At 36.1% G+C, this 12,533-nt stretch carries 12 protein-coding genes; 9 read left to right on the top strand and 3 right to left on the bottom strand.

What is annotated here, in order from left to right; all coding sequences use genetic code 11:
* Both CACET_RS18965 and CACET_RS18960 read right to left on the bottom strand, forming a co-directional pair.
* Window positions 1-750, bottom strand: a complete 750-nt coding sequence (locus tag CACET_RS18965) for a nitroreductase family protein (protein WP_044825639.1) — start codon at window positions 748-750, stop codon at window positions 1-3.
* A 295-nt stretch (window positions 751-1,045) separates the two neighbouring features.
* Entirely contained in the window at window positions 1,046-1,273 is a 228-nt protein-coding gene (locus CACET_RS18960; protein ID WP_044825638.1) for a hypothetical protein, read from the bottom strand.
* A gap of 531 nt (window positions 1,274-1,804) precedes the next feature.
* Here CACET_RS18960 and CACET_RS18955 point away from each other — a divergent pair.
* A complete protein-coding gene (locus CACET_RS18955) occupies window positions 1,805-2,509 on the top strand; it encodes a hypothetical protein (protein ID WP_044825637.1) in 705 nt (234 codons plus the stop codon).
* A 291-nt stretch (window positions 2,510-2,800) separates the two neighbouring features.
* Here CACET_RS18955 and CACET_RS18950 read toward each other — a convergent pair whose 3' ends face one another.
* Complete coding sequence (locus CACET_RS18950) at window positions 2,801-3,610, bottom strand: acetoacetate decarboxylase family protein (RefSeq protein WP_044825636.1); 810 nt, start codon at window positions 3,608-3,610, stop codon at window positions 2,801-2,803.
* Window positions 3,611-3,757: 147 nt separating this feature from the next.
* Between CACET_RS18950 and CACET_RS19690 the strand changes: the two genes are divergently transcribed.
* From CACET_RS19690 to xylA, 8 genes are all read left to right on the top strand, one after another.
* Window positions 3,758-4,540 carry an AraC family transcriptional regulator gene (locus CACET_RS19690; RefSeq protein WP_052661508.1) on the top strand — a complete coding sequence of 261 codons (783 nt, stop codon included), beginning with the start codon at window positions 3,758-3,760 and terminating at the stop codon, window positions 4,538-4,540.
* 73 nt (window positions 4,541-4,613) lie between these two features.
* The gene (locus CACET_RS18940; RefSeq protein WP_044825635.1) at window positions 4,614-5,021 is read left to right on the top strand and encodes a DUF2000 domain-containing protein; all 408 of its coding nucleotides are present in this window, start codon (window positions 4,614-4,616) and stop codon (window positions 5,019-5,021) included.
* Window positions 5,022-5,128: 107 nt separating this feature from the next.
* A complete protein-coding gene (locus tag CACET_RS21025; protein WP_044825634.1) occupies window positions 5,129-5,467 on the top strand; it encodes a hypothetical protein in 339 nt (112 codons plus the stop codon).
* Between the two features lie 216 nt (window positions 5,468-5,683).
* On the top strand, window positions 5,684-6,727 hold the full coding sequence (locus tag CACET_RS18930) for an aldose epimerase family protein (protein WP_044825633.1): 1,044 nt from the start codon (window positions 5,684-5,686) through the stop codon (window positions 6,725-6,727).
* A 366-nt stretch (window positions 6,728-7,093) separates the two neighbouring features.
* Complete coding sequence (gene chvE / locus CACET_RS18925) at window positions 7,094-8,194, top strand: multiple monosaccharide ABC transporter substrate-binding protein (RefSeq protein WP_044825632.1); 1,101 nt, start codon at window positions 7,094-7,096, stop codon at window positions 8,192-8,194.
* Window positions 8,195-8,290: 96 nt separating this feature from the next.
* Window positions 8,291-9,853 (top strand): multiple monosaccharide ABC transporter ATP-binding protein, encoded by a 1,563-nt coding sequence (gene mmsA, locus CACET_RS18920; RefSeq protein WP_044825631.1) that lies wholly within the window; start codon window positions 8,291-8,293, stop codon window positions 9,851-9,853.
* 15 nt (window positions 9,854-9,868) lie between these two features.
* Window positions 9,869-11,095 (top strand): multiple monosaccharide ABC transporter permease, encoded by a 1,227-nt coding sequence (mmsB, locus tag CACET_RS18915; protein ID WP_044825630.1) that lies wholly within the window; start codon window positions 9,869-9,871, stop codon window positions 11,093-11,095.
* Window positions 11,067-12,383, top strand: a complete 1,317-nt coding sequence (xylA, locus tag CACET_RS18910) for a xylose isomerase (protein ID WP_044825629.1) — start codon at window positions 11,067-11,069, stop codon at window positions 12,381-12,383. The genes mmsB and xylA overlap by 29 nt, the downstream gene beginning before the upstream one ends.
* Window positions 12,384-12,533 lie beyond the last annotated feature (150 nt).

Raw genomic sequence — 12,533 nt, 5'->3', positions numbered from 1 at the left:
TCAACTTATCCTTCTTTTTTCCAAAAGATATGTTGCAATAGGGATTAAATTAGAATCCACATTTTCAAGACTCAGAATTCTTTGAAATGAAAAGTTATTGTGGGATAAAGCCAACTCTAAGATAAATAGGAAAATTCCCATATCTATTGAATTATAAAAAGGCACTTTTTCTTTTGGCATAATTGATTTTATTTGAGTTGTTCGATATATTTTTAAGGTGTTATTCTCACAAAGAACTCTCCAAGGTTGAGTGTTGCAAGCACTTGGAGCATATTTAACAAAATCGCCTATTTCAAGACTTAAATCACCTTTCCATATAAGACTTGTTTCTTTTCGCTTGCTTTTTCTGTAGTCTTTTCTGAATTCTATTTCTTTCGCCTTTCCTAGAGCCATCATTATTACATATTTTAAGTTGTTGTATTGAGGCTCTTTTACTTTTCCCATTCCATACCAACACACGCCTATATTCTTTGATGCTAAATATAGATCCAATTGTTCAAACATATAACCAATGTTTAACAAGTAATGATCTTTTTCTTCACTATAAATAAGTAAACAGTATTCTCCCCGTTTAGATGTTGTTTTTTCTCTTGGAACAGCTTTGCATCTTACTTCTATATTATTTACAAGAGGAATTAAGCTTTTTATTTTTTTGCGTATAGCTTTCAGCTCTTCTTCTGAAAGAGTTAAAGAATCATCAAACCTTCTAAAGGACTTTCTTTTAAAAATCATATTGTATAATTGTTCCAAATCATAATCATCCTCCAATCCTTTTCTCAACTCAAATGATATTTGATTATAAAATATTTTTCAATGCAAATTTTAAAAATATGATAAATTCTATTTACTAGAAAATAGGTGTGAGATTTCACCTTTGGAAAGCAATACATGAAGTAACTTGGGTTACAATTCAGTGGGAGGAAAAACTTCCCCTAAATTAAGTCTCATTTTATGAGGAAGTAAGAGCAGATACTAAAGATTACTAAAAATAGCTAAAAGAAGTGTTCTAAGACACTCCTTCTAGAGAATTACATACTTAATGAAGCTAATAAAGTGGTGATATTGGAGTACTGCATGGGGGAAATGGAAGTACATCTCGGATTTGGTATAGGGGATAGCGTTTCAATGCAAACTGAGTATGATATAAATACTCCAACAAGTAGATTTCACTATGAGTTATACTACATAATATACCTGAAACACCTGTACCGTCAGCTAGAGATACGCCAACGGGCTGGTTTATCAAGTACTGCATAGTCATTTGCCAAGGCATAGTAGCTCACCTCCTACTATAGATTATTCGATATTATAATTTAGAGTGCTATATACTAGGAATATGACTAAGGTTAGCTCCAAATTTTAAAGTACTATCTAAAAATGGCTGCGGTTTATCAATGCAATTTCTGACTTTGCAACCCATAGTGATCCTACTAGAAGGATATTGTATCTATGTGCTATTCTATCAAATAGTCTAAGGTGATATATTATGCAAAAAATGTTGTTTATGAAGATTTAGAATTTTTGTCTAGCTCATTATAGGCCATTAAATGACAACAATGGAGAGGGAGGATATCATCTATAAGCATCACAGGTAAGATTTTAGTGGCCAGGTACATTGTTCCACAACATAAAGATAAAGGGAGGCCAGACCTTGCAGAAATGGTGGCTGTGAAAAGTGGTGGAACTGGGAAAATATTTAAAGAATTTTATTGGGGAACTTTTCTAAGATTTTACCGTCTAAATAGGTAGAAGAACTTTGTTTCATAATATACCAATAGATCAAATTTGTTAAAGGAGGATGACTATGAAAAAAACAATCGGACTATTGCTAGTTTTGCTAATAATAATGGGGGGCATGATGGGCTGTAGCACTGATACCACCAACAGTGATGATAAGCAACCTCAAGAGGAGCAACAAGATATTAGCAAGGACGATGAGGATAAAGATAAGGATGTAGATGAAGTTGAAGACCAAGATTCAACTGCAGAGTTGAATTTTCTAGAGGAAAAGGAAGGAACGATTTTAATAGAGGGAATGGAAGAAGATATTACATTATACCTGCTAGACGGCAGGGCTAATGGTTTTATAACCTATATTCCTGAAAATTTTATAGTGGAGACAGTAAGTTCTGGCGAAGGTGATGCTTACAATATTTTCTCAAACTTCAGTGGTGTAAAAAGAGAAGATGTTTATATAAAGTTCTTCTTTTTTTCAGAGACTTTAAAAGAAAAGCCTGTCTTAGTTGGTGAAAAAGGAATGTTTACAGCTTCACAACTAGATATGCAAAAAGTAACAAATGGTGAAAAAAATCATAACTGGTCAATTGAAGAATATATCAGTAGAGACGGGGAAACCTTGGCTGCTTTAGGGAACCATGAAGGTCAATACTTTCTAGTAACTATCAGCTATCCAGTTGAATTTGGAGACGGTGTAGTTCCTAGAATAAGAAAAATTTTGGATGAATTCTATTGGTTAGATACACAAACCCATCTAGTAAAAAATAATTAAAAGAAGGAACATTTTACAGGGACGAGAGGACAGGTACATTGTCCCAAGATAGATGGATTACTTCAATAGAAGCATTTTTTCCTTCCTGTTTGAGATGATACTAAGAGAAGCTGTAGAGATAGATGTACTATGTCGCTAAGAAAGATGATATTTCCTTTGACCACTTTGACTTATAAAACCGCAGTCACAACGATACGGTGAACCTTATTATAAGTAACAAAAGCCTATTAAAATTTCAAATCAGACCGAGGGATAATAAAGTCCCTCGGTTTAGACATTTATAGAATAAATTTATTCTATAAATATTTCTTGCTTCAAGTTATAAAGGTGGATCAGATCATCAACAGTAAGTGCCACTGAGAATCGATAACCTGCTATAACGGATGTAGGCTTTAAATCAGGTAGTTCAGTATGAGGATGATGGAATATCTCCATAGAAGCTTCTCCCTTCCAGATAGAAGATATTCTTACATCTCGTGATTTAAGTTGAACAAGCTGATGTACTGAAGGTTTATCGTATTTATCCTTGATAAGCTCTGGAAAATATCTTACATTTACAGCAGATGCAAATGCTGGAGAAGGAAGGGAATTGCTCTCTTCAAGGAGTGTTATTTTTGTCTCTGCCAGCCGGCGACCCCCAACTGATAAAGCTGCACCAAATCTTCCTCCTTTTCCTAGAAGGGGAGAAGCCTTAGAATCTACATCATAAGAACGAGTCATCCAAGTTTCTCCCATTTGTTTGGGCCAGCCTTGAATTAACCCCCGCATAAGAGCTTTGTCTTGATCAACCCAAATGAAGGGGCAATAAGATACAGGAGTATCATTATAGCTTGCTGATAATAAAACAATTGTCTCTCGATATTGGCTGCAGACTGGATCTAGATAAACCTCTTCTAAATCATTTGTGTATTGCCATTCGATAAAGTAAATAGCACATTGATTGGAAGCTAGTGTGAGTCCTTCTGGCAAAAAAGCCGCAACTTTCTCATGGTCTGCTGTATACTCTACAGCTAATACATTGCCTACATAATGCCAAGGTGGGCTTGGCACAAGACTAGATTTACCTTTAGGTGTCCTTGGAAGGGTATATCCTTTAATCATTTTTCTCCTCCTTTGGATAGATATAGAATACGCTTATAGTATACAAAGAAATAGGGTAGGTGTATTGTAAAAAATTGCAGTGGATAGCAATATAAAGAGCTAAAGTAGTGATATAATGAATTATACATTTTATGGAGGAGGATGCTCATGAAGGGGATCCATTATTATCGGACAGATGCCTGGAATATGATTGAGGTTAAAACCTGTGCTAATGATATGCATGCATACAAAGATCATCTTCATCAAGAGTTATCAATAGGTTATATAGAAAAAGGAGCAACAAAACTGTATGTCAGTGGAAAAAATTATGATATTGGTGCTGGTGAGGCAGTAATTATGTATCCCTACGTAAGTCATAGGTGCCAGCCTTTAGATATTAATGAGTGGCAATTTACAATGATTTATATAGAGAATGAATTTTGCAAGGGGATATTTGATGATTTAGAGGAAAAACATTCTATTGGCATAAAAAAGCTAGGGGAGCAGGAATTTAATCAGATTAGATACTTAGCTGATGTTTTAAAAAGTGATGTTAGTGGATTTCATAAGGAGGTTGAACTGATTAGTACCCTCATTCAGTTATTTAGCACATGTGATGTAGGGATAAAGCTTGAAAGTGTTGGGAAGATCAATGAAATTAAGACTTACATAGAGGGTCATTATCTTCAGCACTTGAACCTGAAGGATATGGAGAAACATTTCAGCATCAATAAATTTGCATTAATTAGAGGTTTTAAGAATAAGTTCAATACTACCCCCAGTGCCTATCAGCTACAGCTTAAAATTAATTATGGGAAATATCTATTAAAGAGCAGCAATAATATAGCAGACATCGCTCTAAAATCGGGTTTTTATGATCAAGCTCATTTTACAAAGGAATTTAAAAAAGCCTATGGTGTGACCCCTCTACAATATTATAAATCCCTATAGCTTTAGGGCAATTTTATACAATAAAAAAATAATAAATACCTCTATAATCATTTTATAAAGGAGGTATTTATATATGAAATGCGTTATGATCATTGATGGAAGCTTACCAGCCGGTATAATTGCAAACACCACTGCAGCTCTAGGTATTAGTCTAGCTAGCGAAACAAGAGATTTAATTGGTAATAAAGTGGTAGATAGGGATGGAAGAGTTCATGAAGGTATTACGAATATACCTATCCCAATACTAACCTTATCTAAAGAAGAGATTAGAGAAAAATATGACGCATTATTAGAGAATGATGACCCAGAGATTAAGGTGATTGGCTTTAACGAAGTAGCACAGAAATCCTTAAGCTATGATGATTATGAAATAAAGCTACATTCCACAGAAAAACAACAAATAAATTATCTGGGATTATGCCTTTATGGACCAAAGAAAAAAATTAACAAAATAACAGGCAGCTTAAAAATGCTAAGGTGATAGGAGAAAAACAGACGATTCTAACACTTATATTTCCGGTTGAAGTAACAAAAATTTTCAAGAGGACATCCAAAAGTGAGGCTTTTCAAGTATGGAATTAATTAAAAATGCATTACAAAAAAAGCAGATGGACAGGTGGAGAAGGGGAAACTCTTGGAGGAAGTTCAAAAGATGTTGTCGCTATTGGATTTAATTTGGATGGGGGAGACATCACCTGTGCTTATGCTTTTTTATGGGGTGTTTTGAGAAATGTCGACTGTAAAGTAAGTGTAGTTACTATGCCAGACTATTGGGAAACCTCCGAAAATACAATTGCCTTCTGTGGTGATTGGGGGGAGGTTGCCCCCGGTCAATTCTATCGGTTTTTATCTTTGGAATGGAAGATTTCTATACGGAAGGATTTTAAAGAAAGTAAGAAGGTAGAAGAAAGTAGGGAGGGTCTTTGATTGCTAGATTCACAAAAATATAAGTATGCATGATAGAGATTACTGTTATATAAAAAGCACATTCCACGGGTAAATATAAAAAAACCCCAGTTACAACGATACGCTGAACCATATCATAAGTAAGAATGATTTTTTGTGTAAAGATATATCCATGTCATAAAGGAAAAATATAGTATAATAAAAATTAAAAGAAAGTTCATATAAAGGAGTGGATATATGGATATTTTTCAAACACAAATAGGAGTTTACAAGGACCAAGACGTGATGGCTTATACAATGGTTAATGACCACGGGATGACAGTTGAAGTCCTGAATTTAGGAGGCATTATAACTAAAATCTTAACGCCAGATCAGCAAGGAAGGTATGAAAATGTTGTTTTGGCCTATGAAAACATAGAAGACTTCTATATTAATCCTGTGTATTTTGGAGCCATCATAGGTAGAACTGCTGGAAGAATTGCTAATGGATTTGTAGAAATTGAGGGTGTAAGCTATAAGCTCTACATTAACAACAATAAAAATACCCTTCATGGGGGGAAAGAAGGCTTTCATCTAAAAATGTGGGAAGTGAAAACAATGATCGATGAAACAAGTGTCGGATTGAAGCTCACCTATCATAGTTCTCATTTAGAAGAAAACTATCCTGGTAATTTGGAGGTGGAGGCTGTTTATACATTAAACAACCAAAATGAATTGGCAATAGAATACAAAGCCAAAACGGATCAAAAAACCTTAGTAAACCTGACGAATCACACCTATTTTAATCTTTCCGGCAATGGAAAGAGAGATATTCTAGGCCAAGAACTTCGCATTAATGCCGATAAATTCTTAGAACTGGATGAAGAATTGATTCCTACAGGTAGGATTATTTCAGTGGAAGGCACGCCTTTTGATTTTCGAAGTGCAAAACCCATTGGAAAAGATATCGAAGAAAGGTGTCAACAGTTGCTATTTGGGGCAGGATATGACCATCCTTGGATATTGAATTCAGATAATGAAGGGGCACTATCCTTCTATGATCCTGTTTCTACAAGAGCTATGGACATTGAAACTAACCAAAAAGCGGTTATTTTTTACTCCATGAACGAAGCTAATGAAAAAGTTTTAGCAGATGCCGCTAAAGGAATCAAAAGAAACGCAGCTTGTTTTGAAACCCAAGGATTACCTATTGGTCCCAATCAGATGTTTGCAGAAGAGGTTATACTCAGTCCTGAAGAAACCTATTATCAAAAAACCATATTTCGCTTTTATAACAAGTAAACTTCTTGAATCCATTTGACAGGAAATAATTAAAATAAAAATAAATACAACGTGTTATTTGATAATAGACTTTGTATGCTTTGATGGTAGATTCTTTTGTAAGGAGGTTTCAAAGTTTACATGTTTAATTGAAAACTTTTTAAACCCATTTTAAAAATACTTTTTAAGATGGGTTGATAAAGTTTCAGAATTATTTTATAATTATAATAGAGTCATTTATGAGAAAAAGGAGTTCATTTTAAAAATAATTAGATGAGTAGTGCGCAATACGAGTCAATTATTAAAAATGAGCTCCTTAAAACTGTACAGAATGACATTTGTTTTGACTCACTTTATTTTAAAAGTAAATTTAGGGGGGTCCATTGAATGAAAAAGTTTGCTTCGTGGTTATTGATTTTGGTTCTACTGGTTTCTATGTTTTTTATGTATGGATGTACACAACAGACCAGTAATCCTGGCGACTCGGGAACGACAGAGGGTGATAAGCTTATTGGTGTAGCAATGCCTACAAAATCATTACAACGATGGAATCAAGACGGAGATAACATGAAGAAAATGCTTGAAACTGCAGGTTATAAAGTTATATTAGAATATGCTGACAACAAAGTAGAACAGCAGGTTACACAACTTGAAAACATGATTACTCAGGGGTGTAAGGTAATTGTAATTGCTTCTATAGACGGCACAGCTTTAAAGGGCGTGCTGGCAGAGGCTGCTAAAGAAGGTATCAAAATTATTGCCTATGACCGTTTAATTCTAGACTCGCCGGATGTAGATTATTATGCAACCTTCGATAATTACCTTGTAGGTAAAATTCAAGGAGAATATATAGTAGGGGCTCTTGATCTTGCCAGTGGAAAAGGTCCTTTCAATTTAGAGGTGTTTGGCGGTTCTCCAGATGATAATAATGCCTTCTTCTTTAATAACGGTGCTATGGATGTTCTACAGCCATATATTGATAAGGGGCAACTGGTAATAAATTCTGGTCAAGTAAAGATGGAGCAGGTAGCAATCCAAGGCTGGAGGTCTGAAGGTGCTCAAGCTAGAATGGATAATCTCTTAACAGCAAACTATAGTGATAAGAAGGTTGATGTAGTACTGTCACCTAATGATAGCTTAGCCCAAGGTATAGTGGCTTCATTAAAAGCTGCTGGCTATGGTTCAGCGGATAAGCCATTCCCAGTCTTGACGGGACAGGATTGTGATGTCACCAATGTAAAAATGCTGATTGCTGGAGAACAATCTATGTCAATTTTCAAGGATACTAGAACCTTGGCATCACAGGTTGTTGAGATGGTTACTGCGATTATGGATGGCAAGGAAGTTCCTGTAAACGATACCACGACCTATAATAATAACATTAAAGTAGTTCCTTCCTTCTTGTGTGAACCTGTATTTGCAGATAAGGACAACTATAAAGAATTATTAATTGATTCAGGTTATTATACTCTAGAGCAATTAAAGTAATTTAAAAGAGCTGTTAGCTTACTTGTACAAGGTAATCAATATATGCTGTGGTAGAAAACTACCACAGCATATAATTTGAAAAAAGGAGTAGGGGATATGACCAATAATATTCTTGAAATGAGAAATATAATAAAAGAGTTCCCTGGAGTCAAAGCCCTAAACAACGTTAATCTGCAAGTGAAAAAGCGACAGATTCATGCCTTAGTAGGAGAGAATGGAGCAGGAAAATCAACATTGATGAATGTACTTAGCGGAATATATCCATATGGAGCATATTCCGGAGAGATTGTTTTTGATGGTGAGGTTTGTCAGTTTAAACATATTAAGGAGAGTGAAGGTAAAGGAATCGTAATCATTCATCAGGAATTGGCCCTTAGCCCCTATTTAACAGTTGCTGAGAATATATTTCTAGGCAATGAACGTCATAAAAAAGGTATCATCAATTGGTATGATACCCAAGAAAAGGCTAAAAAGCTCATGGAACGAGTGGGATTACAAATAGAGCATGACGCATTGGTAAAGGATATAGGGGTTGGGCATCAGCAGCTTGTTGAAATAGCAAAGGCATTGGCGAAGGATGTGAAACTGCTGATTTTGGATGAACCTACTGCTGCTTTAAATGATGAAGATTCCAACAGTTTGCTGGAGCTTTTGAAGGAGCTAAATGAAAAACAGGATATTACCTGTATCATCATTTCACATAAGTTAAATGAGGTTACAAAAATAGCTGACGAGATAACAGTGATACGTGATGGAACAATCGTAGAAACTTTAGTTAAAGGAAAGGATGAAATTTCAGAAAATCGAATCATTAAGGGAATGGTTGGAAGAGAGTTGACGGATAGGTATCCAAAAAGAGTTCCCAATATAGGGGAAGTAGCTTTTGAGATTGAGGACTGGATGGTTCATGATCCATTAGATGAAGGCCGGGTAAAGATAAAAAATGTTAACTTCAATGTGAGAGAAGGAGAAATTGTTGGTATAGCAGGGCTAATGGGCTCAGGCAGAACAGAGCTGGCTATGAGTATTTTTGGCCAGTCTTATGGGAAAAGTATCAATGGCAAAATCAAAAAATCTGGAGAAGTATTGCTTGTTACCAGTGTAAGTCAAGCAATTCAGGAGGGGCTTGCTTACTTAACAGAGGACCGGAAAAATGCCGGCTTGGTTCTTGATGATGAAATTCGGAGGAATATTACTTTAGCGAAATTGAAGAAAATCAGTAATCGTGGCGTTGTGAATTTGAATGAGGAGATTCGGGTTGCTGAAGAATTCTGCAAAAAACTGAGAATCAAGGCCTCAGATATATATCAGAACACAGGAAATTTATCCGGGGGTAACCAACAAAAGGTTATCATTGCAAAGTGGCTATTTTCAGAGCCAGAGGTCCTTATTCTAGATGAGCCAACCAGAGGTATAGATGTAGGGGCTAAGTATGAAATATACACCATTATAAACGATTTAGCAAATCAGGGGAAATGTATTATTGTCATTTCATCAGAATTACCAGAGCTGTTAGGGATATGTGACAGGATTTATATCATGAATGAAGGAGAATTCGTAGGCGAAATGCCAATACACGAGGCCAGTCAGGAAAGTATTATGCGTTGCATCATTCAAAGCTCAGACAGAAAAAAGAATGAAGCAACCAGTAGGTATTAAGGGAGGATTGGACTGATGGAAAATATAAAAATCATCATCAGGAGAAATATGCGGCAATACGCTATGCTGATGGCTCTGATTGCAATCACTATTTTGTTTCAAATATTAACAAAGGGAATCCTTTTAAGACCAATCAATGTACATCGTCTTATTCTACAAAACAGCTATATTCTTATACTTTCCATAGGTATGATGTTCTGTATCTTATCTGGAGGAAATATAGACCTTTCTGTAGGATCAATTGTTGCACTCATAGGAGCAGCATCAGCACTGTTTAGTGTTTCAATGGGTTTACCAGTTACTTTGTCTATTTTTTTATCACTGCTGCTGGGGGTACTGGTTGGCATGTGGCAGGGCTTTTGGATTGCATATGTTAAGATCCCTTCTTTTATAGTAACTCTAGCAGGGATGCTGGTATTTAGGGGAGTAAATAACCTGATACTAAATGGTGAGACGATAGCTTTACCAGCCCTATATGTGAGGATTGCATCTGGATCCATCCCGGATTTTATAGGAGGCGGCGGTAGATTACATATAACAACTATACTCATTGGACTCATATGTTCCATCATTTATGTCGCACTTCAATATGTAGAACGAAGAAATAAAATCAGATACAACTTTCAGGTGATGCCATTTAGTGGCTTCGTTATACAGTTATCTGTTGCATTTATTACAATAAACTTGTTTGCTTTATGGTTGGCAAGAGCAAACGGGCTACCTTATATCATCATTATATTAATGGTGTTAATACTAGTTTATTCATTCATTGCTAATAAAACCGTTGTTGGGCGACATATCTATGCTATGGGAGGCAACGCAAAAACTGCTGAGCTTTCAGGTGTTAAAACGAAAAAGGTATTGTTTTGGGTCTATGCAAACATGGGATTACTGGCAGCAGTTGCAGGGATTGTATTTTCAGGTCGCTTAAATTCAGCTTCGCCAATTGCCGGGGATGGCTTTGAATTGGATGCAATTGCAGCATGCTTTATCGGAGGGGCATCTGCATCTGGAGGTATAGGAACAGTTCCAGGAGCTATTATTGGTGGATTTATCATGGGTATTCTCAATAATGGTATGTCTATTATGGGGATTAGCGTTTTTTGGCAGAAAATTGTAAAAGGGCTGGTACTGCTTCTTGCTGTGGCATTTGATGTCTACTCTAAATCTAAGTCTAAATCAAAAATATCATACAAAATGGGGGGAAAGAAAAATGAGAGAATACTTCGCGGGAATGCATAAAATAAAATTCGAGGGTAAAGATTCAACCAATCCTTTGGCATTTAAATATTACGATGCTAATCGTATCGTTGCAGGCAAAAAGATGAAGGATCACTTTAGATTTGCCCTCAGCTATTGGCATACCCTGACGGGTGATGGAAATGATCCCTTTGGGCAACCTACTATGGAAAGAAGCTACGATGGATTAGAAGGTATGGCGTTATCAAAGGCAAGGGTTGAAGCAGCCTTTGAACTTATGACAAAGTTGGGGATTGAATTTTTCTGTTTCCATGATTTAGATATTGCACCGGAAGGAAGCTCCCTCCAAGAAAAGCTGGATAATTTAGATGTTATTGTTGAACTCATAGAAGAAAAAATGAAGGAGACAGATATTAAATGTTTATGGGGTACCACCAACGCCTTCGGACATCCTCGCTTTATGCATGGGGCTGCGACATCACCAAATGCGGAGGTCTTCGCCTTTGCGGCGGCACAGGTAAAGAAGGTATTGGAGATTACACATCGTTTGGGAGGAGAAAACTATGTTTTCTGGGGCGGTCGTGAGGGCTACGAAACCCTCCTGAATACAGACGTTGCTCTTGAAAATGACAATCTAGCTAAATTTTTAAGAATGGCAAAGGACTATGGAAGAAGCATTGGTTTTAAGGGACAATTTCTGATTGAACCAAAGCCTAAGGAGCCCACAAAGCATCAATATGATTATGATACAATGACGGTTTTGGGCTTCTTAAGAAAATATAATCTAATCGATGATTTCAAATTAAATATTGAAGCAAATCATGCTACATTAGCAGGTCATACCTTTCAGCATGAATTAGCCTTGGCTCGTATAAACGGGGTATTAGGCAGTATTGATGCAAATCAAGGAGATATGCTTCTAGGATGGGATACGGATCAATTTCCAACCAATATCTATGACACCACAATGTGTATGTATGAGGTCCTTAAAAACGGTGGCATAGCTCCAGGTGGATTAAACTTTGATGCAAAGGTGAGAAGAGGGTCCTTTAAGCCGGAGGATTTATTTATTGCTTATATTGTTGGTATGGACACCTTTGCTAAAGGCTTACTGGTGGCAGAAAAGCTGCTTTCGGATGGGGTTCTGGAAAACTTTATGAAAAACCGTTATGCAAGTTATACTGTTGGTATTGGTAAGAAAATTGTAGAGGATGCAACGAGCTTTCAGGAGCTGGCAGAATATGCATTAAAGCATGATAAGATTGTGCTTGAATCAGGCCGACAAGAGATGTTGGAGGATATTGTCAACCAGTATATCTATAGATATTAGAATAGAAAATAGAAGGAATTTCATATTCATCCATTGACTTCAATCTGTTTTCCCACCATGTTAAGATAAATAAAGTCAATGACCTATATAAATCCTATAACTTAGTCATTAGCGTTAACTTAAACCATAACTTGTCATCCTTCGTTATTC

This window comes from Clostridium aceticum (assembly GCF_001042715.1).
Taxonomy (GTDB): Bacteria; Bacillota; Clostridia; order Peptostreptococcales; family Natronincolaceae; genus Andreesenella; species Andreesenella acetica.
The sequence above is the reverse complement of the archived record's forward strand: the minus strand, read 5'-3'. Positions and strand labels throughout refer to the sequence as shown.

What these genes read in the sequence shown, in the direction of transcription:
- CACET_RS18950 (WP_044825636.1), bottom strand. Translation starts at nt 3,610, where the DNA reads ATGATTAAAGGATATACCCTTCCAAGGACACCTAAAGGTAAATCTAGT.
- CACET_RS21025 (WP_044825634.1), top strand. Translation starts at nt 5,129, where the DNA reads ATGCATTACAAAAAAAGCAGATGGACAGGTGGAGAAGGGGAAACTCTT.
- mmsA (WP_044825631.1), top strand. Translation starts at nt 8,291, where the DNA reads ATGACCAATAATATTCTTGAAATGAGAAATATAATAAAAGAGTTCCCT.
- CACET_RS18940 (WP_044825635.1), top strand. Translation starts at nt 4,614, where the DNA reads ATGAAATGCGTTATGATCATTGATGGAAGCTTACCAGCCGGTATAATT.
- CACET_RS18930 (WP_044825633.1), top strand. Translation starts at nt 5,684, where the DNA reads ATGGATATTTTTCAAACACAAATAGGAGTTTACAAGGACCAAGACGTG.
- CACET_RS18955 (WP_044825637.1), top strand. Translation starts at nt 1,805, where the DNA reads ATGAAAAAAACAATCGGACTATTGCTAGTTTTGCTAATAATAATGGGG.
- chvE (WP_044825632.1), top strand. Translation starts at nt 7,094, where the DNA reads ATGAAAAAGTTTGCTTCGTGGTTATTGATTTTGGTTCTACTGGTTTCT.
- mmsB (WP_044825630.1), top strand. Translation starts at nt 9,869, where the DNA reads ATGGAAAATATAAAAATCATCATCAGGAGAAATATGCGGCAATACGCT.
- CACET_RS19690 (WP_052661508.1), top strand. Translation starts at nt 3,758, where the DNA reads ATGAAGGGGATCCATTATTATCGGACAGATGCCTGGAATATGATTGAG.
- xylA (WP_044825629.1), top strand. Translation starts at nt 11,067, where the DNA reads ATGAGAGAATACTTCGCGGGAATGCATAAAATAAAATTCGAGGGTAAA.
- CACET_RS18960 (WP_044825638.1), bottom strand. Translation starts at nt 1,273, where the DNA reads ATGCCTTGGCAAATGACTATGCAGTACTTGATAAACCAGCCCGTTGGC.